At 65.1% G+C, this 23,006-nt stretch carries 24 protein-coding genes and 1 pseudogene; 17 read left to right on the top strand and 8 right to left on the bottom strand.

Going from position 1 to position 23,006, the window contains the following annotated elements; all coding sequences use genetic code 11:
* Positions 1-14 precede the first annotated feature (14 nt).
* Complete coding sequence (locus C450_RS06905; RefSeq protein WP_005041916.1) at positions 15-1,259, top strand: M24 family metallopeptidase; 1,245 nt, start codon at positions 15-17, stop codon at positions 1,257-1,259.
* 90 nt (positions 1,260-1,349) lie between these two features.
* Complete coding sequence (locus C450_RS06900) at positions 1,350-1,910, top strand: metal-dependent hydrolase (RefSeq protein WP_005041914.1); 561 nt, start codon at positions 1,350-1,352, stop codon at positions 1,908-1,910.
* 30 nt (positions 1,911-1,940) lie between these two features.
* Here the strand turns inward: C450_RS06900 and C450_RS06895 are convergent, their stop codons facing one another.
* Positions 1,941-2,579, bottom strand: coding sequence for a DUF7282 domain-containing protein (locus C450_RS06895; protein ID WP_005041910.1), 639 nt, complete (start codon positions 2,577-2,579; stop codon positions 1,941-1,943).
* Positions 2,580-2,690: 111 nt separating this feature from the next.
* Here C450_RS06895 and C450_RS06890 point away from each other — a divergent pair, with 111 nt between their 5' ends.
* From C450_RS06890 to tbsP, 3 genes are all read left to right on the top strand, one after another.
* Complete coding sequence (locus C450_RS06890) at positions 2,691-3,794, top strand: CNNM domain-containing protein (protein ID WP_049909936.1); 1,104 nt, start codon at positions 2,691-2,693, stop codon at positions 3,792-3,794.
* Positions 3,795-3,903: 109 nt separating this feature from the next.
* Complete coding sequence (locus tag C450_RS06885; RefSeq protein ID WP_005041906.1) at positions 3,904-4,272, top strand: hypothetical protein; 369 nt, start codon at positions 3,904-3,906, stop codon at positions 4,270-4,272.
* 162 nt (positions 4,273-4,434) lie between these two features.
* Positions 4,435-5,262, top strand: coding sequence for a transcriptional regulator TbsP (gene tbsP, locus C450_RS06880; RefSeq protein WP_005041904.1), 828 nt, complete (start codon positions 4,435-4,437; stop codon positions 5,260-5,262).
* 94 nt (positions 5,263-5,356) lie between these two features.
* On the opposite strand, the gene C450_RS06875 is transcribed toward tbsP, so the two are convergent.
* Entirely contained in the window at positions 5,357-5,638 is a 282-nt protein-coding gene (locus C450_RS06875) for a DUF7550 family protein (protein WP_005041902.1), read from the bottom strand.
* Between the two features lie 111 nt (positions 5,639-5,749).
* Between C450_RS06875 and hisF the strand changes: the two genes are divergently transcribed.
* The gene (gene hisF, locus C450_RS06870; protein ID WP_005041900.1) at positions 5,750-6,562 is read left to right on the top strand and encodes an imidazole glycerol phosphate synthase subunit HisF; all 813 of its coding nucleotides are present in this window, start codon (positions 5,750-5,752) and stop codon (positions 6,560-6,562) included.
* A gap of 660 nt (positions 6,563-7,222) precedes the next feature.
* Here hisF and C450_RS06865 read toward each other — a convergent pair.
* Positions 7,223-7,450: a DUF7860 family protein gene (locus tag C450_RS06865; RefSeq protein ID WP_005041897.1), complete on the bottom strand. Its 228-nt coding sequence runs from the start codon at positions 7,448-7,450 to the stop codon at positions 7,223-7,225.
* 90 nt (positions 7,451-7,540) lie between these two features.
* On the opposite strand from C450_RS06865, the gene C450_RS06860 reads away from it, so the two are divergent.
* A complete protein-coding gene (locus C450_RS06860) occupies positions 7,541-7,786 on the top strand; it encodes a hypothetical protein (protein WP_005041894.1) in 246 nt (81 codons plus the stop codon).
* Between the two features lie 25 nt (positions 7,787-7,811).
* On the opposite strand, the gene C450_RS06855 is transcribed toward C450_RS06860, so the two are convergent.
* On the bottom strand, positions 7,812-8,093 hold the full coding sequence (locus C450_RS06855; protein ID WP_005041892.1) for a DNA-directed RNA polymerase subunit L: 282 nt from the start codon (positions 8,091-8,093) through the stop codon (positions 7,812-7,814).
* 120 nt (positions 8,094-8,213) lie between these two features.
* Here C450_RS06855 and C450_RS06850 point away from each other — a divergent pair, with 120 nt between their 5' ends.
* A complete protein-coding gene (locus tag C450_RS06850) occupies positions 8,214-9,935 on the top strand; it encodes a rhomboid family intramembrane serine protease (RefSeq protein WP_005041889.1) in 1,722 nt (573 codons plus the stop codon).
* Between the two features lie 13 nt (positions 9,936-9,948).
* On the opposite strand, the gene C450_RS06845 is transcribed toward C450_RS06850, so the two are convergent.
* The gene (locus C450_RS06845; RefSeq protein WP_005041887.1) at positions 9,949-10,617 is read right to left on the bottom strand and encodes an METTL5 family protein; all 669 of its coding nucleotides are present in this window, start codon (positions 10,615-10,617) and stop codon (positions 9,949-9,951) included.
* A 103-nt stretch (positions 10,618-10,720) separates the two neighbouring features.
* Here C450_RS06845 and C450_RS06840 point away from each other — a divergent pair, with 103 nt between their 5' ends.
* The 4 genes from C450_RS06840 to C450_RS06825 all read left to right on the top strand — a co-directional run bounded on the left by C450_RS06840 (position 10,721) and on the right by C450_RS06825 (position 14,781).
* On the top strand, positions 10,721-11,665 hold the full coding sequence (locus tag C450_RS06840) for an alpha/beta hydrolase (RefSeq protein ID WP_005041884.1): 945 nt from the start codon (positions 10,721-10,723) through the stop codon (positions 11,663-11,665).
* A 115-nt stretch (positions 11,666-11,780) separates the two neighbouring features.
* Positions 11,781-12,878 (top strand): NADH:flavin oxidoreductase/NADH oxidase, encoded by a 1,098-nt coding sequence (locus C450_RS06835; protein ID WP_005041882.1) that lies wholly within the window; start codon positions 11,781-11,783, stop codon positions 12,876-12,878.
* A 165-nt stretch (positions 12,879-13,043) separates the two neighbouring features.
* Positions 13,044-13,826, top strand: coding sequence for a hypothetical protein (locus C450_RS06830; protein ID WP_005041880.1), 783 nt, complete (start codon positions 13,044-13,046; stop codon positions 13,824-13,826).
* Between the two features lie 118 nt (positions 13,827-13,944).
* The gene (locus C450_RS06825; RefSeq protein ID WP_005041878.1) at positions 13,945-14,781 is read left to right on the top strand and encodes an aldo/keto reductase; all 837 of its coding nucleotides are present in this window, start codon (positions 13,945-13,947) and stop codon (positions 14,779-14,781) included.
* A gap of 329 nt (positions 14,782-15,110) precedes the next feature.
* Here C450_RS06825 and dph2 read toward each other — a convergent pair whose 3' ends face one another.
* Positions 15,111-16,160, bottom strand: coding sequence for a diphthamide biosynthesis enzyme Dph2 (dph2, locus tag C450_RS06820; RefSeq protein WP_005041876.1), 1,050 nt, complete (start codon positions 16,158-16,160; stop codon positions 15,111-15,113).
* Between the two features lie 165 nt (positions 16,161-16,325).
* On the bottom strand, positions 16,326-17,018 hold the full coding sequence (locus tag C450_RS06815; RefSeq protein WP_005041874.1) for a helix-turn-helix domain-containing protein: 693 nt from the start codon (positions 17,016-17,018) through the stop codon (positions 16,326-16,328).
* A 116-nt stretch (positions 17,019-17,134) separates the two neighbouring features.
* Between C450_RS06815 and C450_RS06810 the strand changes: the two are divergent.
* The 3 genes and pseudogenes from C450_RS06810 (at position 17,135) to C450_RS06800 (ending at position 20,059) form a co-directional block, all read left to right on the top strand.
* Positions 17,135-18,867, top strand: a pseudogene (locus C450_RS06810) (NADH-quinone oxidoreductase subunit D-related protein).
* A 57-nt stretch (positions 18,868-18,924) separates the two neighbouring features.
* Complete coding sequence (locus C450_RS06805; RefSeq protein WP_005041872.1) at positions 18,925-19,584, top strand: alpha/beta hydrolase; 660 nt, start codon at positions 18,925-18,927, stop codon at positions 19,582-19,584.
* Between the two features lie 52 nt (positions 19,585-19,636).
* Complete coding sequence (locus C450_RS06800; protein ID WP_005041870.1) at positions 19,637-20,059, top strand: YlbF family regulator; 423 nt, start codon at positions 19,637-19,639, stop codon at positions 20,057-20,059.
* A 324-nt stretch (positions 20,060-20,383) separates the two neighbouring features.
* Here the strand turns inward: C450_RS06800 and C450_RS22045 are convergent, their stop codons facing one another.
* Positions 20,384-20,548: a hypothetical protein gene (locus tag C450_RS22045; RefSeq protein ID WP_161606944.1), complete on the bottom strand. Its 165-nt coding sequence runs from the start codon at positions 20,546-20,548 to the stop codon at positions 20,384-20,386.
* A 179-nt stretch (positions 20,549-20,727) separates the two neighbouring features.
* Here C450_RS22045 and C450_RS06795 point away from each other — a divergent pair, with 179 nt between their 5' ends.
* Both C450_RS06795 and aceA read left to right on the top strand, forming a co-directional pair.
* Positions 20,728-21,558 carry an MBL fold metallo-hydrolase gene (locus C450_RS06795; protein WP_005041869.1) on the top strand — a complete coding sequence of 277 codons (831 nt, stop codon included), beginning with the start codon at positions 20,728-20,730 and terminating at the stop codon, positions 21,556-21,558.
* 316 nt (positions 21,559-21,874) lie between these two features.
* A complete protein-coding gene (gene aceA / locus C450_RS06790; protein ID WP_049909935.1) occupies positions 21,875-22,927 on the top strand; it encodes an isocitrate lyase in 1,053 nt (350 codons plus the stop codon).
* Positions 22,928-23,006: the final 79 nt, after the last annotated feature.

Genomic DNA, 23,006 nt, shown 5'->3' with positions numbered 1-23,006 from the left:
TCGGTCCAGAGTGTATGGCACCGACGACAGTCCCACCCGCCGAGTTCGAGCGCCGGATCGAACGTGTTCGTGAGAAACTCGCGACGACCGACCGCGACACGCTCTGTCTGTTCTCGGCGACCGCCATCGAATGGGTGTCGGGGTTTCACCACCTCCAGACCGAGCGTCCGGTGTGTCTCGCCGTCACCGACGAGACAGTCGCAATCACCGTGCCGCGGCTCGAACGCGACCGCGCCGAGAGCGACGACTTCCCGCTGATCGAGCGCGTTCATGGGTACTACGACTATCCGGGAATCGGTGACGCAGACGACGCGGAGAACGCCACTCCCCACGAGACGTACCACGAACACCGATCACGGACCCCCGAAGCGACGATCCGAACGATGCTCGACGACCTCGGTGCGGAGCGCATCGCGGCCGATTCGGACGGTGCGCCAGGCCACTGGGGGTACAGTGGGCCGTCACTCGGTGAGCTCGCGGGCGTCGACGTCGAAACCGTCGAGTGGGTCACCGACTGGCGGAAGACGAAATCGGCTGGAGAGATCGGCCTTCTGCGGCGATCGGCGAAGTGGGGGAATCTCGCACACCGGAAGCTCGCGGAATACGCTGAGCCGGGAAAACACGAGCTCTGGGTGGCCAAGCGCGCCAGCCTCGACGCCTCGATGGCGATGCTCGACACGCTCGGCGAGCGCTACGACTCGCGCCTCCGCGGGGGGTTCCCCGCCTCGTGTGGCTTCCTCTCGGGGCCGAACACCGCGCTCCCACACGGCCTCACCGAGAATCGCCGACTGGAGGAAGGCGACGTCCTCGTCACGGGCGCGACCGCGAACGTCGGCGGCTACGTGAGCGAGCTCGAACGCACGATGTTCCTCGGTGAACCTAGTCCCGAAGATCGGGAGCGCTTCGAGGCCATGCTCGCGGCCCAGACCACCGCGATCGAGGAGTCGGGACCGGGCGTCGCCTGTGCGCACGTCGACGGTGCGGTTCACGACGTGCTCGCCGATCGCGGCTTCGCGGAGCACGCCCAGCACCACACCGGCCACAACATCGGTCTCGAAGGTCACGAACGCGGATTCATCGATCGCGGCAGCGACGAGGTGATGCAGCCCGGTCACGTCTACACGATCGAACCGGGCATCTACATCCCGGGCGAGGCGGGCTATCGCCACTCGGATACGATCGTCGTCACCGAGGAAGGCACCGAACAGCTGACCTATTTCCCACGCTCGCTCGACGAGAACGTGATCCCTGTTCGGTGAGATCTTCCGTCTCCCAACGTTTGCCGGCGTCTCAGCTTTGGCCGCGCCGGCTTCGAAGCGGGTAAACCCCCGCCGTCGCTATCGGTGAGTATGTGGCCGTGGGGACATCTCGCCGTCGGCTATCTGTTGTACTCCGGACTGAGTCGATGGCAGTTCGACCGGGTGCCTGGCAGTGTGGCGACGCTCGCCGTCGCGTTCGGGACGCAGTTTCCCGATCTCGTCGACAAGCCGCTGGCGTGGACGTTCGGTGTGCTGGCGAGCGGCCGGTCGCTCACACACTCGCTGCTCACCGCCGTCGTGATCTGTGGCCTCGTGGTGTGGTACGCCCGCCGACACGACCACTCCACGGTCGGTATCGCGTTCGCGGTGGGCTACCTCTCGCACCCGTTCGCCGACGGCGTTCTCTCCTTCGTCTCCGGCGACTACCAGTATCTCGCGTATCTCGGCTGGCCGCTGCTCGATCTGCCACCGTACGACACCAGCGCCGGGTTTGTGGCGCGCGTTCTGGGCGTGGAGTTCACGCCGTTTTTCGCCCTCCAGATCGCACTCGTCGCGGTCGCATTCGTGGTCTGGGTTCGTGACGGCCGTCCCGGCCTTGCGGCGGTGCGTGGATGGGTCGTCACGTGGCGCGAGCGGGCCGCAGAGCAGTAACCCGTTCTCGTCCTCCACCGGGAGTCGATCTCACTGACGCCGGCGCGCTACGACGGCCGCACCGCCGAGGAGTGCGAGGACGACGACCAACGCCAGAGTGACGGCGATGGGACCCACCCCACCGAGGATTCCACCATCCGTCGTGTCGTCCGCCGCCGGACGGACCGAGATCGAGGCGTTGTCGGTCACGGCCCGCACTCCCTCGACGTAGGGGCCGTCGGTGCTCCCGTTGGTGGCGACGAAATCGAACTCGCCGTTGTCGTTCGAATCGAAATGTGCCATCGCGACCAGCGTGCCGTTTGCGGCGAGTCGCGACTCGTTGAAGTTCCGTCCGTCGACCGCGTAGAGCGGGACGACGACGTCCTGGTGCGGTCCGGGGCTGAGTCGCTGTGAGACCGCGATGACGCTACCGACGGTGCTGTTGTTCGCAGTGAGGCTCGTGTCGTGGATCGCGACGAACCCACCCTGCGAGAGGGTGGCCGTGTTGAGTCGCACCACCGACCCGTTCGTGGTCTGTTCGGAGAACACCAGGGTCGCGTTCGGATTCGAAACTCCCTGTTGGGCCTGCTGAGGCTGCTGTGATCGGACGGACTCCGTCGGGAGTGCGGCGGCCGTCCCGGCCACACAGAGGGCGACAACGAGCACCGCGGCAACTTTCGTGGATCGCATGGAGGACTTGGTGTGTGAAGCGGTCCCATTGGATAAAAATGGTCGGGTCGGCGGCGACCGTTCACTGCGACACCACCGTGTTTACCACTCGTGGCGGAGAACGCGTGGCAGATGGTCGAGTCCACGACGTTGCTTCAGTTGTTCGCGGGGCTGACGCTGCTGTTCTCGAACGGATTTTTCGTCACTACCGAGTTCGCCATGACCCGCGTTCGGCAGTTCGACGAGGCCGAGTTCCAGGAGCACCGTGGTCTGCGGCGCGCGTGGGAGATGACTGAACAGCTCGAGATCTACCTTTCGGGGTGTCAGATCGGAATCACGATCTCGAGCGTAGGGCTCGGCTTCGTGGCCGAACCTGCACTCGCGGCGGTGCTCGACCCGGCAGTCCGCGCGGCCGGCCTCGGGAGCCTGCTCGGCGGCGGGGGCGAGGCCGGCCACACTGCCCTCTCGGTCGCGCTCGCGCTGCTCGTGATCAACCTGCTCCACGTGATCGTTGGTGAGCAGGCCCCCACCTACCTCGGCATCGAGCGGACGAAGACCGTCGCGCGATACGGCGCGCCGCTGCTCTACTGGTGGACGCGGGCGCTGGGCCCGATCATCCGGCTGGCCGACTGGGTGGCGAAGGCGATTCTGGGTGTCTTCGGCGTCGAGATCTCACGCTCGTGGGCCGAAGAGGAGATGGAGGAGGGCGAAGACGGCGCGGAGCGTCCCGCCTCGCGGGGCGAGATCCGGAGCCGGATGGGGACGTTGCTGAGCCGGGGCGAGCTCTCCGACGAGCGCGAACAGGAGGTGATCAACGCACTCGAAATCGGCGACGTCTCGGTCGCGGAGGTGATGGTCGAGCGCGAGGGGATCGTCGCGCTCTCGACCGAAGAGTCGATCGGGGCCAACCTCGAGCTCATGACCAAACGCCAGCACACCCGATTCCCGCTGGTCGGCGAATCCTTGGAGGAGTTCGTGGGCGTCGTCTACACACCGGAGGTGCTCACGAACGTCGACGCCCTCCGGGATGGCGAGGTCGACATCGCATCCGTCGCCACCCCGTCGGTGACTGTCCCCGCGGATCTCCCGGTCAGCGACCTCATCGACCGCTTCCAGGCCGAACACCAGGAGGTCGCGATGGTGGTCGACCCCGACGACGAGTCGGTGGTCGGGCTCGTGACCGCGACCGACGCGTTCGAAGCGATCACCGGCGATCTCGAGGATCCGCTCGACTAAGCAGACGATAGCGACTGGGAACCACCGGGGCGTGCCGGCTTCAGAAACGTAAATATATAGAAATATGTCTGACAAAGAATTATACCGGAGGCCGCCAGACGAGGGAGATATGTCGCGTCGTCGCCGTCGACTACAATCCTCGTGGCAGTCGCTACTGGGCAAGCTCGTCCCCAGTGCACAGGGGGACGTCGACCGAGCCAACGTCGTCGGGAGCGCACCGATCATCGCCGGCACCGGGTTCGTCCTCAGCCGGATGGTCGCGATCGCCATCGCCGACGCCTCCGCGCTCACCTTCCTCTGGGGACTCGTCATCGGGCTGGCGTTCGCCACCGCTGGCGTCGTCTTCCTGCTCTCGACAGAAACCGACACCCGCCGGGGCGCTCGCGCTGTCCGCAGTAGCCGGGTGCCGCTCGCGACCGCCAGCGGCGTGTTGGCTCTCTCCTTGCTCACCGGTGCCGTGCTCGGGGCGCTCCTGTAACTCCGGCGTATCGTACGGATCGGTTTTGGAGGCGGTCGATCGTCGTTACCGATCCAAAAATTGTTGGTTTTCCGATAAGTCACCGGAGCCGTTCGATTTTTGGTGTTTCGGGCGTCCAAAGCCAGTGAAATTAAATACTGCGAGTGCCTTGGTTCACGTACAATGAAATCACTGAAGAGTGTCGAGATGGACTATGCGGAGATCTATCGTACCGTCCTCTCGGAGGCGTCCGGTGAGGTGTTCGTGGTCTTCCCCTCGGCAGGTGCTGTCGAGAAACTCGTCGACACGCTGGACGAACTCGACGATCCGCCGACGGTTCGGTTGCTCGCGGTCGAGGCCACACTCAAGAGCGTCATGGAGGATTTCATCGTTGCTAGCATCACCGCGGATCTCATCGCCGACGAGACGCTCTCGCTGCGAACGACCGAATCCACCGGGATGAACTCGCTGATCGTGACCGACGAGACGGTGGTCACGCTCGTGGCCGCCGGCGAGCTGGTCGCGGGACTCGGAACCGTCGAAGACGACTTCGTTGGGAGCGCGCGGGAGAAACACGCGGCGGCGTTCGAGGAGGCCGAACCGTTCTCGCTCCGGACACCACCGATCTCGCGGGTTCACGAGACGCTCGCCGAGACGTTCAGCGACGAGGTCGATGCGGACTTCGGGCGCGTGCTCGACTCGCTCGACGCCGCTCGCGGCAACGGCGACGGGCTCGACGAGGTGACTATCAGCCTGCTGATCGCGGCGAAACACGAACTCCAGCTCTACGACATCAGCCGATGGGGCGAGGACACCGGCGTCGCGAGCAAGGCTACCTTCTCCCGGACGAAGACCAGGCTCGAAGACGAAGGGCTGATCGACACCACGAAGGTTCCGATCGATGTGGGTCGACCGCGGCTCCGCCTGCTGCTCGGCAACGAACGGCTCCAAGCGGCCGATATCGACGAACTCGCGGACGTCGCCCAGGACATGCTCGCGACCGACGACTGAACGCCACTCGGTGGGTGATCCGAACTCGTTTTACAGCCGTTCTCGACCGTTTCGTAGTGTATAGCCACCGCCTGGGAAAAGAAGCGTTTCGACGTCAGACCAGCGCGAGCGGGATCGCGAACGTGACGACCAAGCCGACGACGAGCACGACGGCCCCGATACCGACCTGACGGGCGGTGAACGCACTCATCGGGGCGGTTTCACGGGTCGCAACCGGCTCGACGCTGCCGTGGGTGCCGTCGCCCGTCGCGTCGGGATGGGAATCGCGCTCCTCGCGCTCGCTCTCGGCCATCGTTTCGTCTTCGGTGTCGGTCGCCTGTTCCTGGCCGAGTTCGGACTCGCGAGGTTCGGTGGGTGCGTCGTCGTTGTCGCTCATACCGACTCGACGGAGCCGCGCTATTAAAATCACACCGATGATCGTCGGCCAAGTCACCGAGCGAGTCAGTCGAAACCGTCAACACCCGGCCCGTCCGAGAGCGGGTATCGGATGCTGACAAAGCGCATCATTCCCTGTATCGATGTCGATCTCGACGAGGACGGCGAGCCGGCGGTCTACACCGGTGTGAACTTCGAGGACCTCGAACACACCGGCGATCCGGTCGAAATGGCGCGGCGGTACAACGAGGCCGGCGCGGACGAGTTCGTGTTCCTCGACATCACCGCCTCGGCCGACGGCCGCGAGACGATGCTCGACGTGGTGTCGAGCGTGGCCGACGAGGTGTTCATTCCCCTGACTGTCGGTGGCGGGATTCGCACCCGCGAGGACATCCGGGAGACGCTCCGAGCCGGGGCTGACAAGGTCTCGATCAACACCGCCGCGCTCCAGAATCCCGATCTCATCACCGAGGGTGCGACAGCTTTCGGCAGCCAGTGCATCGTGATCTCGGTCGACGCGCGCCGGCGGTACGACGAGGCCGGCGAGCACTTCTTCACTGTCGACGGCGAGTCCTGCTGGTTCGAATGCACGGTGAAAGGCGGGCGCGAGGGCACGGGCCGGGACGTCGTCGAGTGGGTGCGCGAGGCCGAATCCCGCGGTGCGGGCGAGCTGTTCGTCAACTCGATCGACGCCGACGGGACGAAGGACGGCTACGACATCCCACTGACGCGGGCGGTCTGCGAGGCGGTCTCGACGCCGGTCATCGCCTCGTCGGGCTGTGGCGGTCCCGCGGACGCCCACGAGGTGTTCACGGACGCGGGCGCGGACGCGGCGCTCGCCGCGTCGATCTTCCACTTCGACGAATACTCGATCCGGGAGGTAAAGGAGTATCTCGCCGACCGCAGCGTTCCGGTGCGGCTGTGAGGGCCGCGGCTCGTCGAGCGATGATCGGAGCGACGGATATCACGAGTATTCCGCCACGGCTGGAGCCTCTCGCTCTCGGACTCTCACCCTATCTGTTCAAAATCTGGCCGTATCACCACCTCAAGGAAGTCATCGCCGAGCGTACGACAGAGACCGAGCGTGCGAAGCGGTAGCCTATCGTGCGACAAGTCAGCTTTCGAAACAAGAGTTCATAACGGTGTGGAAGGCGGTCGCGAATGCGCTTCATTCAGAACCAGGCTACGTCATTGAAAAACCACTCCTACTAACGCATGGAGACAGCGACCGAACGGGAACAGTAGCTCGGGATGCCCCTTCGTGGGCTGAGCGAGAACCAAAAACTGCCGATACGGAGTGATTCCAAACGCGGGGCACAACGCAAACGACGACGATCCAGAGTATTTCAATGAGCTGCTGATGAAGTTCCTCGATTCTGTGTCACAATAGGATTTGAAGCAGGAACTTTGACGCTTTCCAGAACATCCTGAAATCCATGGTCATAGTTGTCAGCGAAGATCTCGAACTGATCTGCGAGATACGCGTCATGTCTCTCACACGGCGACTCCAACAGGTCGGCACCCTGTGATGTGAGAGCCCCTATAACTCAGTGCGACCCCCTCACTCGGATGTCCGTCCAGCAGCTCACTCGGTCAGCGGGAGGACGATCCCGAAGCCGAACACCGAGACAAAGGCGACGAGAATACCGGCCACCTCGCTATCGAAAAGCAGGGTTTGCTCCCAGCCGGGAAGCGGTCCGGCCACCGCAGGGCCGAACGCGGAGCCAGCAGCTCCGAGAACGAACAGCGCGACGCCCAGTGCGAAGCCGTATTTCGTCAGTCGTTCGTGGTTCAGATCGCCGTATCGACCCATAACGTGGTTCGAGCGGGTGACGATCAAACCGGTTTCGATTCGGCCGCTCGAAACGCAACTGCTTTCGGGCCACGACGAGTAGCGGCGTCGATGAAGGAGACGCTTTTAGAACTCGGAACGGAGTTCGGTGCGGCTGCCGTCCGTGCGATCGGTGCGGTGTGTGCGGCCGCCCTCGGTGTCGTGGTCGAACTGAACGGCCTCCAGACGCTCGATACGAGCGTCGGCATCGTCGGTGTCTGGATGACGGCACTCGGCTGCCTGCTGCTCGTCATCGGGTATATCCTCGCGAGCGACGCGATCGATCTGCTGCGAGCGAAGCGCCAGCCGGCGAACTGACTCGCCGCCGCAGGCAGTCGCCGTCTCAGGCCGCCTGGAACGCGTCGCGGAACGTCGTCGTCATCTCGCTGACTCGATCGGCCCCGGTTTCGAGCGCGTCGAGCGGCTCGGTGCCGGTCTCGGTCCGGATCGTGAGAATGGGATCGGTCTGGCCGCCCGACTGCTCGGGGTTCACGTCGTACGTGGCGGCGATGACACCCGACGTTTCGAGCAACGCGCCCTTGAGTACGTTCATGAACGTGTGATCCTCGCCTTCGATCTCGATCGACAGCTCGTCGTCCTCGCTCTCGATGACCCGTAGATCCATACCTTCTCTTCGGCGTCGCGCGCTTCAACCTGACGACTGACGACTGGCGGACCGTGATCGGACCGATCGTCCGACATATGCACGCGACAGAGTGAAACCGTCGCAGTCCTTCGAGTCGTCATGGCCCCGTGGCAGACACTCGCACGGATCGCGGTGCTCCTCGCGGCCGCGATCTCGCTGGGGGCCGTCTATCGTCTCGACGGGCGCGGGAAATGGGGGCCGGCGCTCCGCGCGCGCTTTCTGGCTGGCGTTCCGTGGGGGACGCTCCTCACGGTGGCAGGACTGCTCTGGGTGTATCTGTTCGTCCAGAACGGACTGGCGAACTGGTACTGGCCGGTCGTCGTCCCGTTCCGGGCGTGGTCGTATCTCTACCCCCTCGGGATGGGCGTCGCGTCGTTCGCCCACGTCGGTCCATCCCATCTCGTCGGCAACCTCGTCGGCGTTTGCACGTTCGGCGTTATCGTCGAGTACGCGTGGGGACACTACCCCACCGAGCGCGGTACGGCGACGTTTTCCTCGCTCCGGACCAACCCCTACGCTCGTGCGCTCGCCATCCCCGCCGGAGCGATCGTCGTCGGACTGCTGGTCAGTGTGTTCTCGATCGGGCCGGTGATCGGCTTCTCGGGCGTGGTGTTCGCGTTCGCCGGGGTCGCGCTGGTGCGCTATCCGGTGACGACGGTGATCGCGCTCTCGGCCGGCGGCGTCGTTCAGCTCGTGTATCGCGCCATGCGGAACCCGGTGGTGCAGGCGAACGCCGAACCCTCGTTCGGAACGCCGTGGTGGGCCGGGATCGCGATCCAGGCTCACGCCATTGGCCTCCTCATTGGAGTCCTGATCGGGGTCGCGCTCTGTCGCCATCGGGACGTCCGGCCCACCGCGAGTCGGCTCTGGCTTGGCACCCTCCTGTTTGCGGTGGGGCAGTCACTCTGGGCGGTCTACTGGTTCCGTGGCAACGGCGAGTACGTGCTCTTCCGGGCGATCGGCGCGGTGCTCGTCTTCGGGCTCGCACTCGTCGTCGCGGCGAGTGTCGCCGCCCCCGATCGGCTGGCGCTCCCGCGGCCGGACATGCCGCGCCTCGGAATTATCGAGCGCGTCGGCGATTTCGGTGGCAACGGGACCATCAGACGCCGCGCAGCCTCGGCGGGCGTTATTGTGCTCGCGCTTGCGGTTCTCGCCGCGCCGGCCGTTCCGGTGAACCTCACGACCGTCGATACGCCGGCCGAGGAAGTGTTCGCGTCCGGGACCGGTGCCGGGCCCCAGCCGGGACTCGACGCCGATGTCGCCGTTCGGGACTACACCGTGACCTACGCCGAGAACGTCACGAACCGGAAGGTGTCGGTGTTCGACATCTCGGCGTTCGGGGAGACGACCCAGGTACGAGCCAGCGGCGTGATCGTCGAGAGCGAGGACCGCCACGTCTGGACTACCGCGATCCAATCCAGCGAGCTGGCGTTCGACGGCTGGTCGGCGGTCAAGCTCGGCGGACTGGGCTGGTCCGAAACCGTGGCCGCCAAACGAAACGGGTGGCAGGTCGTCGGCGGCGGCCACGCCTACAAGGTGTTCCTCGACGGACCCGGTGAGGGCCGACAGCTCGCGTACCGCTCGGCACCCGCAACCGCGGAGCCGGTCATCGCGGGAAAGAACGTCTCGCTCGTGCCGCAGAAAACGGGATTCGATCTCGTCGTCAGCCGGAACAACGAAACGCTCGGCTCCGTTCCGCTGCCGAAAAAGGGGACGAGCGCGGCGGTAGCGAACGTCACCTTCGACCGGAACGGGAAGCACCTGTACGCCGTCGCCGGGCAGACACGTGTCCGGATCGCGAGCCACGAATCTTACGAGTGAGTATCGGAGCAGATTACTCCCACGTGATCCGGAACACCTCTGCGTCCACGGTGCGGGAGTCGGCCTCGTGGAACTCGAACTGTCGTGGGAGATCGAGTTCGGCTCCGTAGGCCCGGGTCACCTCGCCCCCGTTGTCGTCGGCGAACGCCTCGACGAATTCAGAACTATTGGCGTTGTGAACGGAGTACGAGACCGTGGCAACTCGGGCTGCCGTCGCGAGGAACGCCCGATCGGCGTGTTCGTTGTCGTTCTGCGCGCCGAACGGCGGGTTCATCACGACCGTCGTGGGCGTGTCACTCTCGTGGGGAGGGTCGTCGGTCCCGACGTTCGACTCGGCTCGCGAGCGAAGCGGTGCGTCGGTCGCGTCAGCCCGGACCCACGAGACGTCGGCAGTAGTGCCGACCCGGCGCTCGTTGGCTCGCGCGGTCCGGAGCGGATCGGGATCGATATCGATCCCGACGACCGACTCCGGCCCACGGAGTGCTGCACCGAGCGCGAGCATCCCGGTGCCGGTGCCGAGATCGATCACGGGTCGGCCTTCGATGTCGCCCTGCAGGTCCGCGACGTGGATCAGGTGGGCCGCGAGGTCGGGCGGCGTGGGGTACTGTTCGAGACCGACTTGTGGATCCTCGAACCCCGCGACCACCGCGAGTCGCTGGGCCAGGGCGCTCACGGAACTCATCGTCGTCGATACCCAACGGACATACGAAAAGGTTTGGCTATTCTTTCCGGTAATCGGTTCGGAGCGAAGACTAAGGCACGCGCCGCCGTCGATGTCGGTGACGATGGCAGAACTCGATCCGCAGGTGCGGCAGTTGCTCGACCTGCTCGACCAGCAGCGCGCGCCGCCGACCTACGGCGTGTCGGTCGAAACCGCGCGCGACCAGCTCGACGAGCTGTTCTCGATGCTCGACCCCGAACCCGTCGGCGACGTGCAGGACCTCGACATTCCGGGACCGGCAGGACCGATCCCAGTGCGGGTGTACGCGCCCGAAGACGAACCTGACGACTCTCCGGGAGTGTTCGTCACGTTCCACGGCGGCGGGTGGGTGCTCGGCGATCTCGACACCCACGACCCGTTCTGTCGCGCGGTGACGAACGCGGCGGACTGTCTCGTGATCTCCGTCGACTACCGCCGCGCGCCCGAGCACCCGTTCCCGGCGGCGGTCAAGGACTGCTATGCGGCCGTCGAGTGGGCTGCGGACTATGCACCGCACCTCGGTGGCGATCCCGAGAGGCTGGCGGTCGGCGGCGACAGCGCGGGCGGGAACCTCACGGCGGCGATCACACTGCTCGCACGCGACCGCGGCGGTCCCGACCTGTGTCATCAATCACTCATTTATCCGGCGGTGAACTCCAGAGTGGGGCCGGAGTTCGACTCTTACGAGGAGAACGGTTCGGGCTACTTCCTCGAACGCGAGAGCATGGAGTGGTACGACGAACGCTACATCCAAGACGACCTCGACGCACGAAACGAGTACGCCGCACCGCTGCTCGCGCGCGATCTCTCCGGGCTGCCGCCCGCGACCGTGATTACGGCGGGGTTCGATCCGCTCCGCGACGAAGGGATCGCCTACGCCGACCGGCTCGAAGACGCCGGCGTTGCAGTCTCTCACGAACACTTCGAGGGGATGATCCACGGGTTCGTGAGCATGCTCGACGTGGTCGATCGGTCACACGACGGGATCGAAACGGTCGCCGACGGTCTCCGGGACGCGTTCGACGCGTAGATCGGTCGAACGGCGGTTGCGACCGCCATCGACACTGAATTGCCGGTACTCCGAGGCGACCCGGTTTTTCCCCGCTTTCGCCACAGACTTCCCCGGCAGACCGCTACTTCTGGTGATGTCGGAGGATCTGTTTACACCGCTCGAACTGCGCGAGACTCGCGTCCCGAACCGAGTGATGGTCTCACCGATGTGCCAGTACTCCTGTGAGGATCGCGACGGTCTCGCGACGGATTGGCATCTCGTCCATCTCGGCAGCCGCGCGGCCGGTGGGGCTGGAATCGTGATGACCGAGGCGACCGCGGTCGAATCTCGGGGGCGGATCTCGCCACAGGACCTGGGGATCTGGAGCGACGAACACGGAGCGGCGCTCGCGCCGGTGGCGGAGTTCATCAAGGGGCAGGGCTCGGTGCCGGCGATCCAGCTCGCCCACGCCGGCCGGAAGGCGTCGAAGAGCCGTCCGTGGGACGGCAGCGCCCCCCTCCATCCCGACAACGGCGGCTGGGAGACGGTCGCGCCGAGTGCCGAGCCGTGGCCCTACGACGACGGCGCGACGGCGACCGCCGAGATGACGCAGGCGGACATCGAGGACGTGATCGATTCCTTCGGAGCGGCGGCCGAACGCGCCCGTGAGGCAGGATTCGAGATCGCCGAGGTTCACGCCGCCCACGGCTACCTCCTCCACGAGTTCCTCTCGCCTGTCACCAACCACCGCGAGGACGATTACGGTGGCTCGTTCGAGGACCGGACACGGATCGTTCGCGAGGCGACCGCCGCCGTGCGGGAGGTCTGGCCCGACGGCAAGCCGGTGTTCGTCCGGATCTCCGCGACCGACTGGCTCCCCGATCGCGACTCCTGGACGGTCGAGCAGTCGGTACAGCTCGCCGACGACCTCTCGACGGTGGGTGCGGATCTGATCGATGTGAGTGCGGGCGGGCTCCACCCCGAGCAGGAGCTGCCATCGGCGGGGCCGAACTATCAGGTGCCGTACGCACAGCGGATCCGCGAGGAGAACGACGGCGAGGTCGCGGTAGGGGCGGTCGGCGGAATCACGAGTCCGGAACAGGCCGACGCGATCGTGCGCAACGATCGGGCCGACCTCGCGATCCTCGGACGAGAACACCTCCGCGACCCGTACTTCACACTCCACGCCGCCGAGACGCTCGATCGTCCGGGGGATGCCGAGCCGCCGTTGCAGTACCGCCGTGGATTCTGAGTGGTTTGGTCCACAGCAGAACACGAAGCGACGTCGGGACGCCGAACGGTTCCCGATCGAAACCGTCACGCTCACAACCATTGACAGAGAACGGTCATCACAGCCGATGAATGGAACCAGTTCGGGCTACTGTCGGCACGCATCGCTCCGAGAGACGGTCGAGTGATGCGGAGACGGGACTACCTTCGCGGGCTGGGCGCGATCGCCGGCATCGTCGGCGTCGCAGGCTGTTCGTCGAACGCTTCCGAGGGACCAGCCGCGGAAACGACGGCCGGAGAGCCAGCAGGAAACGCGACCGACGAGTCACGAACCGAACGGACTGCGACGGGATCGGTGATCGCCCGGACGGCCGACGAATCGACGACTGACCGAGCGACGGCCGACCAAACGACCGACAGCCCGACGGCCCAACCGACGGCAACAGCAACAGCAACAGCGACGGCAACGGCGACGCCGACGCCAGTCCCGACGCCGGAGCCGCCCGCGGACAGGCTGTTGCTCGCGCCGGCGCTCGGTGCGGGCTGGAGGTATGCCGACGGCTCCGCGCCCCGGGTTCGAGATAACGGCACGATAACGGTGCTGTATCGCGGTACGGAGGCGTACACGCGGACCCTCCGGACACGACTCTGGCGATGTGAGGGGCAGACGCTCGACGCACTCGGCGGGACGTGTTCGCTCGGAACCCTTCCAAGTCGGTATCGGTCGCGGGACGACATCGAGACGGCCAGTCCCACGATCGGCGAGACGGCGTTCGCGTGGTGGTCGTCGGACGACGCGAGAACTGACATCGAGGTGGTCGCGGCCGATCACGTGTTCCGGATGAGCCACATGCCGTCTACGGAACAGGAAGAAGGGGGCAGTAGCTCGCTGCCCGGTCGCGACGCCCGGCAGACCGAACTCGTGGAGTTGGCACGACAGCAAGCCGAGAAGCTCGCCTCCTCCGGCTGAACTGTCGGCGTCGATGTCCGCGTCTCGATCGTTCTCTCGCCCTTTTCAAGTCCGAGAAACGCCCGACCGACTGCCGGGGCCGAAAGAGGCTACTGTCGGTCGGCCGTCGGTGACGACGATGGCAACCGAAAACCGGAGCGACACGTTCGACATCGGCGGCGAGGACACGGTGCATCGACTGGGCTTCGGCGCGATGCGACTCACCGGCGAGGAGATCATCGGTCCGCCCGACGACGAGGACGAAGCACGGGACGTCCTCCAGCGCGCGACCGACCTCGGCGTCGACTTCATCGACACCGCCGACTCCTACGGCCCGGCGGTCTCCGAGCGCCTGATCGGCGAGGCGCTCGCGCCCTACGACGACGCGTTCGTCGCCACCAAGGGAGGGCTCTGGCGCGACGATCGTGACGCCGCGTGGCCACGGTGTGGTGAACCGGGCTACCTCCGCAACGCGATCCTCGGCAGTCTCGATCGACTCCGGACCGACGAGATCGATCTGTACCAGTTCCACCGCCCGGACCCCGAGGTCGACTACGAGGAGTCCGTCAACACCTTCGCGGAGTTCAAAGACGAGGGGAAGGTCAACCACGTCGGCGTCTCGAACGTCTCGGTCGAGCAGCTCGAAACCGCCCGCGACGTGGTCGAGATCGCCACCGTCCAGAACCAGTACAACATCGGCGATCGTGAGCACGAGGCAGTCCTCGAATACTGCGAGGACCACGACATCGGCTTCATCCCGTGGGCCCCGCTCGGCTCGGGCGAGCTCGACGGGCTCGACGAGGTCGCCGCCAACCACGACGCCACCGAGTACCAGGTCGGCCTCGCGTGGCTGCTCCAGCACTCTCCTGTGATGTTGCCGATCCCAGGCACGTCGAGCGTCGATCACTTGGAGGAGAACGTCGCCGCCAGCGAGATCGACCTCACCGACGACGAGATCGCAACGATCGAGGGCTGAGACGAGTTCACGAACTGCTTTCAAAAACGAGCGTCCACCGCCCGGATGGATGCGTTCGATACTGTCACTTACTGCGACAGCGTCGTTTCACGCATCGGCTCGATTCGGGAGGTGTGGTCTGTTTCGTCGCTGTGCCTCTCAGCTCGTGATTCTGCCCCGAGCCGCGACGGGTGGAACCCGAACTCACCGCACGTTTCGCAGACGATCTTGTACATGGGTTGGCCCCAGGTGCGATTCCACGCCAGACTATAATTATCTTTCGTGCTGGTGCAACTCTTGCTCGTCGCCCGTGGCCATCCAGGTCATCCGAGCCACCGCAACTCAGAGCCCTACCACGTGCCGTGGAACGTGTCGAACGAGAGGTTCTCCAAGGGTTCGTTGCCGACTGCGATCTCGTACTCGCCGGGTGTGAGCATCGGCTTGTGGAACTGCGGGCCGTCGTCGGTCGTGATCCTCGGACAGCCAGTGTTCACGAACGCGTCCATGTCGAAGTTCCGCAGCCGGTCGGGCGTGACTTCGTCCATCGTGATGAGGTAAGCGTTCTCGTTCTCGTCGACGATCTTCTCGGCCTGGTCGTAGCGCCCCTGCCCGATCTTGGTACAGAAGATGACGCCCCACTTCTCGGCGTCCATCGCGCGGTGGACGGCTCCGTAGCGCTGTTTCAGGAACTTCTCGGTGTCGGCGACCGAGACGGCGTTGTTGACGGGATCGGCGATCACCACCGTTTTATCAGGGTGTTCCATCGCGAGGCCGAGGGGATGGAACTTCCCGCCGCCGACGTAGAGCACCTGGTCGGCGTCGATGTCGGCGGAGGCGTAGTTACAGCCGAGGACCTGGCCCTCGTGAGTCAGCCGATCGTCGCCTCTGCGGGTGTGAACGTCGAACCCTCGCGATTCGAGCCACGTCCGCATCTCCTCGAACTTGTTCATGTGCTGGGCGGTGGTGACGAGGCCGACATCGGGGTTCGTCTCGGGGTCGTCGAGTTCGTCCAAGGAGTCGGCCATGATCGGTTCGACATCCACGTTCGAGAAGAGCGGGACGTAGATGATCTTCTCCGACTCCTTCATTGGTGAGTGACCGAAGTGGACGAACACGTCCGTGCGGCGCATCATGTAGGTGTCGAGGTCGCACGCGCCGTAACACGGCTGGCCCGACAGCAGCACCCGCACACCGTCGGGCAGGAGCGCGCGGAGGTCGTCGGTCACGGCCGGGCCGCGGCGTTTCAGTCCCTCGGGGAACTGGAGGCCGACTTTCTCGGCGTCGCGCTCCTCGACCGCCTCGACGATCCGTTCCAACTCGTAGTCCCACTCCCGGTCGTGTTTGAGCGCCATCCCCGTTCGGGTGAGATCGCCCGCAGAAGCATCCGATTGGTGGCTCATTGCAATGATTTGCGGGTCCTGACGTTTAGTCTCGGGGTTTTGTGCGAACGACGTGAGTACAATGCTCGTCACGAGCGCAGCGCGGTGTTTTGCGTGAGCGACCGGCGAGAGCGAGCGCAAGGCTCGTCGTGAAGCGAACGGAGTGAGCGGAACGACGGTGTTTCGTCACCCACTCCTCGATGCATCGTGTGGATCACCACGCGCCCCCTCGACGGCGCGACCGACGAGCGTGGCTTCGGCCTTTCGGAGGTGCTCGGCGGCGGTCCCCGGTGCGCAGCCGAGCCGGTCGGCCACGTCGGCGACGCTTCCCTCGCGTGGAGTTTCGTAGTAGCCGCAATCGACCGCCGCCGTCGCGGCTTCGGCCTGGCGATCGCTCAGCGCGCTCGCGGCCTCGATCGTTCCGGCGTTGTAGCTGCCGACGCTCCGGATCTCGGCATCGACGCCTGGCGGTGCCTCGTCGATCGCGGTCTGGAGGGCGTCGGCGCTCCCGACGACGGTGAGATCGATAGTGCGGTCGCTGCGGTATTCGAGCGGCGGCATCACGACGAGGTTGCCGTGGGTGAACGCCTCGGTCAGCTGACGCGCCTCGGCATCGAGCCGTTCGCGCACGTACACGTAGAACGTCTCTCCCTCACCCGGGACGATCTCGAACGCCAGAACGGTCTCGACGGTTTCGAGAGCCGCCGCATACGGATCCGGGTCTCCCTCGATCGAGAAAATCATCGTGTTGGTTTCGCCGACGGCGGGGTTCCACTGAAGCAGGCGGTACGACCCGTACCCCTCCCGGTCGGCGACGAACTCGTGCATCGGGTGGATGACGTCCTCGCTCTGCTGGAGGCGGAGTTCGAGATATTTCATGTCCGGCGTCGCGGACGGACACTGATAAACCTCCCTCACCAGCGAGGCAGAACGACCTCAGTAGAGCAAGCCAAACTGTCTGTAGAAACCGGCCGAGCGCGCCGGCATCCCACATCATGAGCTCGCAGTCAGCCGTCGAAACACCGGATCGATCCACCGACGAACCGCTCACGGAACTGCTCGCGCCCTACACCGTCGCCCGTGATAACCACCACAATGCGCCGGGGTTCGTGGTGCGCCCAGACGAGGTCCAAGACGTCCTCTTCGCGCTGCGCGACGAAGCGGGGTTCGATCACTGCTCGTGCGTCACCGCCGAGGAGTACGAGGACCGCTTCGAGTCGATCTACCACCTGAAGAAGTACGACGATCCGACCGACGAGGTGAGCGTCGTCGTCCCGACACCGCGGTCGGATCCGGTGAGCCAGAGCGCGGAGCCAGTGTATCGAACGGCGGACTGGCACGAGCGCGAGGCCTACGATCTCGTGGGCATCGAGTACGACGACCACCCCAATCTCCGTCGGATTCTGCTGCCTGAGACGTGGCAGGGCCATCCGATGGGGCGCGACTACAACCAGGACAAACCCCAGGTCGTCACGCTCGAATCACACGCCAACCCGCTCGAAGACGATCATCAAGAGGGGGGTTCGGACACGATGTTTCTCAATATCGGGCCGCACCACCCCGCGACCCACGGCGTGCTCCACATCGAGGCGGTGCTCGACGGCGAGCAGGTGGTGGGAGTCGAGCCCGATCCGGGCTACCTCCACCGGTGTGAGGAACAGTGCTGTCAGAACGGTACCTACCGCCACGAGATCATGCCGTACCCCGACCGCTGGGACTATCTCGGCGGCCAGCTCCTGAACGAGTGGTGTTACGCCCGGACCGCCGAGGACCTCGCGGATCTCGACGTGCCGGAGTACGCCCAGGTCATCCGGACGATGAGCGGCGAGCTTTCGCGGATCCTCGCCCATCTGCTCGCGATCGGTACGTTCGCCCTCGACATCATCGGCGAGTTCACTGTGGTGTTCATGTACGCGATCCGCGACCGCGAGATCGTCCAGAACATCCTCGAAGACCTCACGGGCCAGCGCCTGATGTTCAACTACCTCCGACTCGGTGGCGTAGCGTGGGACCTGCCCGAGCCTCGCGAGGCGTTCTTCGAGAAGATCCAGGCGTTCCTCGACGATCTCCCTGGCAAGATCGACGAGTACCACGACCTGTTGACTTCGAACGAGATCTTCCAGCTCCGGTGTGTCGACACGGGCGTGCTCGACGCCGAAACCGCCAAACAGTACGGAACGACGGGACCGGTCGCCCGCGCCTCNGGTGTGTCGACACGGGCGTGCTCGACGCCGAAACCGCCAAACAGTACGGAACGACGGGACCGGTCGCCCGCGCCTCGGGCGTCGACTACGACCTCCGGCGCGACGATCCGTACGGCTACTACCCCGAACTCGACTGGGACGTCGTGACTGCCGAGGAGGGCGACAACTACGCCCGCGTGCTCTGTCGACTCCGCGAGATCGAGCAGTCCGCACGGATCGTCGAGCAGTGTGTCGACCTGCTCGAAGACTGGCCCGAAGACGATCGCGAGATCCAATCGAACGTCCCCCGAACGCTCCGACCCGAGGATGGGGCAGAAATCTACCGTGCCGTCGAGGCTGCGAAAGGGGAGTTGGGGATCTACATCCGGAGCGATGGCACCGACGAGCCCGGGCGGTTCAAGATCCGGAGCCCCTGTTTCTCGAATCTCCAGGTCCTCCCCGAGATGGCCGAGGGCGAGTACGTTCCCGATCTGATCGCGTCGCTTGCGAGCCTCGACATCGTGCTCGGCGAGGTCGACCGCTGACGGTACGACGCCGCCGACACGTGGGGATTGAAATCGATCGCCCGCCAACGTCCGTCCATGCCCGCCGATCTCCCGCTCGAACACGTCTCGATCGAGCCCGACACCCCCACCGACGGCCCCGCGCCGGCGGTGTTCGTCCTCCACGGTCGCGGTGCCGACGAGGAGGACCTGTTGCCCGTCGCCGAGCGTCTTCCCGACGAACTCCACGTCGTCAGCCTCCGCGCGCCCGAGCCGCTAATGGGCGGATACACGTGGTACGAGCTCGACGTTCCTGACGGCGACCTCCACGAGAGCCAGCCCGTCATCGAGGAGTTCCGCCGAAGTCTCGACCTCGTAAGCGAGACCATCGACGCCGCGATCGATGCGTACGACCTCGATTCCGACCGAGTTGGACTGTTGGGATTCAGTCAGGGCGCGATTTCGTCGCTCTCGCTCCTGGTCGAAGACCCCGGGCGCTACGCGTGGGTCGTCGCGCTCCACGGCTATCTCGCCGAGTCACACGCCGACGCCGATCCCGACGGTATCGAGGACACGCCGGTGTTCGTCGGTTCGGGGACTGCGGATCGGATCATCCCGTCGAGCCGTGCCCAGGCGGCGGCTGATCGGCTTCGTGAGATGGGGTATCCGGTCGAGGCACACGAGTACGGGAGCGCCCACGGAATCGCGCCGGACGAACTCGCGGACGTGGTCGAGTGGGTCGAGGCGCAGCTGGCCTGACAGAGACCGCGTCACCGCCAAGTTGAAACCGATCACGACCCAAACGAGGACGATGAGCACCGAACCGGAACTCGATGCGGAGACCGACGCTGACGCCGAACCGATGGCCGCAGCGGGCCGCCCCGAGGATCTTGCTGGCGACCTCGGGAGTGCGCTCGCCGACACGCCCGAGTACGAGCGGTTCGCCGAGGCGAAAGCCGAGGTCGAGCGGAGTCCCGAGGCCCAGGAAAAAGTCCAGGAGTTCGAACGGCTCCGCGACGAGTTCATGCTCGCGCGCCAGACCGGCGAGGCGAGTCAGGAGGACCTCCAGAAACTCCAGAGCGCCCAGCAGGAACTCCACGAGGTCCCAGCGATGGCGGAGTTCCTCGACGCACAGAACCGACTCGACGCCCGGCTCGAACGCATCAGCGACGCGGTCTCGGTCGAACTCGACTTCGACTTCGGCGATCGGATCGGCGCGTGCTGTCAGGACTAGAACCCACTTTTTTACTTCACCCCCGTTGCTCGCTCCCTCCGGTCGCTCGCAAGAGGGTTCGCAAAAACCTGGACTAAAAACACCCGCTCGTTCGCGCTTCGCGCTCACTCGCGGACAACCGCGCTCGCTTCGCTCGCGCGGATGCTACGCTTTCAACAACCGTACAGCACTGCCGAAGCCCTCGGGCGCTCGCTGTGCTCACGGGTCGCTGCGCTCCCCGTTCGCTCGGCGGCGCTCACTACGTTCGCGCCGCCCATCGCTCGCGCCCTCGCCCTTCATCCGCCAGGACCGCAGTCGCGTCGATGTGCTACTGAGATCTTGGTTTCACGCGCCGATTCCCCTGCCTCTCCTTGCGATATAGAACGACGAGAGTGCCAGCAGAGAGACGAGGAGAGCAGCAACGGGAGTATCGAGAACGAACGGAACCATTCCGATCGTTATGAGGCCGATGGCGAGCCAACCGATCCTCGAAAGCGTATCCGCATTCATACCGTTTCTTTGGCTTCGATCAACATATCGGTTCCGGACGGTCATCCGGCGGACACCGTCAGGATTCCCAGTAACCGATGATCGTACCGCTCGCTGCGCCCTCGTCGCACCCTCAATTCGTCAGGGACGAGACTGCACTCGACCGGGAGACTTAGGCCATCCGCCTACGCGCATCCGGTATGGTTCATTCGGCCTGGAACGACTGGCTACCGCGAGCGGTCGCCGACGCCAACCCCGACGGCGTGGCGATCTGGTATCTCGGCTGCAACGGGTTCGCGCTGACCGACGGCGATACGACGCTGTTTATCGACCCGTATCTCGGTCTCGGCGATCCACCCCGGACGATCAGAATGATCCCGGTGCCGTTCGATCCGGCCGATGTCAAGGCAGCCGACGCGGTGCTCGCGACCCACGAACACACCGACCACGTCCACGGTCCCTCGCAGGCCCCGATCCTCGAACGCACCGGCGCTACCTTCCACGCACCCGACGACAGCCTTGCCGTCGCGCGCGAGGACGAGCGCTGGACCGACGAGTGGGACGTCGACGACGATCAGTTCGACGAGGTATCGGAGGGCGACACGTTCGACATCGGCGACTTCACGATCCACGTCGAGGACGCGCACGATCCCGACGCGACCCACCCGGTGAGCTACGCCATCGAACACCCGGCAGGCACCTTCTTCCACGGCGGCGACACCAAGCCGAGCGAAGTTTTCGACCGGATCGGCGAGGAGTACGACATCGATCTCGCGGCGCTCGCGTTCGGCAGCGTCGGCCAGATTCCCGACAAGGAGACCCGTGAACCGACCCGGACGCGGTGGTACAACGACGAGAATCAGATCATCGAGGTCGCTGCCGCCCTCGGGACCGATCGGCTCCTGCCGACTCACTGGGACATGTGGAAGGGCCTCACCGCCGATCCGACCGCGCTGCATCATCACGTCGGGAGCTTCGACCACCCGAACGCGCTCGACATCGTCGAGATCGGTGATCGAGTGGATCTGTAGCGCTCGAAGGAAACCTTCCTGATCGGCCTCCTTGGTAGTGCGTAACCATCTAACACGGTAGTTCATTACACTATTATGCGTTAATCGCCCTCTCGGCGAATAAATCGATTAATGAATATTATCATGATTGACCATAACAGTTTTTTAGTGAGATGTTCTGAGTGACGATGCGGCGAACGAGGCGGGCCGACGCGACGGCACGCTCGGGGCACGACGCCGACCGCGAGCGACTGCTGACGGACGATGAGCGCCGTTGCCGTCGTGGCCCTCGCTCGACGCCACGAAACCGAACACAACCCACGAGAACGAATCCACAATGCCAACCCCTGAAGAACTCATCGGAGACACGGACGTCTTCACGAAGGACATCGACAACCCCGCAGCCGAAGAGCTGCGCGAGATGCTCAGTAGTCAGAAGTACGTGTTCGCGCCCGGCATGTACCACGCCCTCGACGCGCGGCTCGCGGAGATGGCGGGTCACGACGCCGCGTACATGAGCGGCTACTCCACAGTGTTGGGCCAGTTCGGGTTCCCTGACCTCGAGATGGTCACGATGACCGAGATGGTCGAGAACGCGAAACGCATGGTCGAGGCGACACACCTCCCCGTGATCGCCGACTGCGACACCGGGTACGGGGGAATTCACAACGTCCGACGCGCGGTGCGCGAGTACGAGAAGGTCGGCGTCGCCGCGGTCCACATCGAGGATCAGGTGACACCGAAGCGGTGTGGCCATATCGCGGGCAAGCAGATCGTTTCGCGAGAGGACGCCCAGGCCCGCTTCGAGGCCGCCGTCGACGCGAAGCAGTGTGAGGACACGGTGATCATCGCACGGACCGACGCCTACGGCTCCGCGAACGGTGACTGGGAGGAGCACTTGGAGCGAGGGCGGCTCTACGCCGATGCCGGCGTCGACATCGTCTGGCCCGAGATGCCCGATCCCAGCCGGGAGGACGCCGTGGAGTACGCCGAAACCATCCACGAAACCCACCCCGATCTCGATCTCGCGTTCAACTACTCGTCGAGCTTCGCGTGGTCCGAACAGGACGACCCGCTCACCTTCGAGGAGCTGGGCGATCTCGGGTACACCTACCAGTTCATCACGCTGTTCGCGCTCCACTCGGGCGCGCAGGCAGCCTTCGAGGACATGAAGAACCTCGCGGAGAACGCCGAAGAAGGCCAGTTCGACCTCGAAGACAAGTATCTCGGCCACGAGACCGAGTCCCACCACGAGCTGTCGTTCGTCGATAAGTTCCAGGACACCGAGATGGAGTTCGATCCGGAGGCGCGCTCGCGCATCGAGGGATCGGAGGGGTTCTCGGAGGACGAACGCGACCCCCTGACCGCTGACGCCGAGAGCGACGACTAACTCGCCCCCTCATCGGTTCCCTCCCCCTCTGGACACACCGACATCTCGACCGGACGCAGCGCACGGTATCACCGGCACC

The organism is Halococcus salifodinae DSM 8989, assembly GCF_000336935.1.
GTDB classification, from domain to species: domain Archaea; phylum Halobacteriota; class Halobacteria; order Halobacteriales; family Halococcaceae; genus Halococcus; species Halococcus salifodinae.
This window is presented reverse-complemented; position numbering and strand designations above follow the sequence as displayed.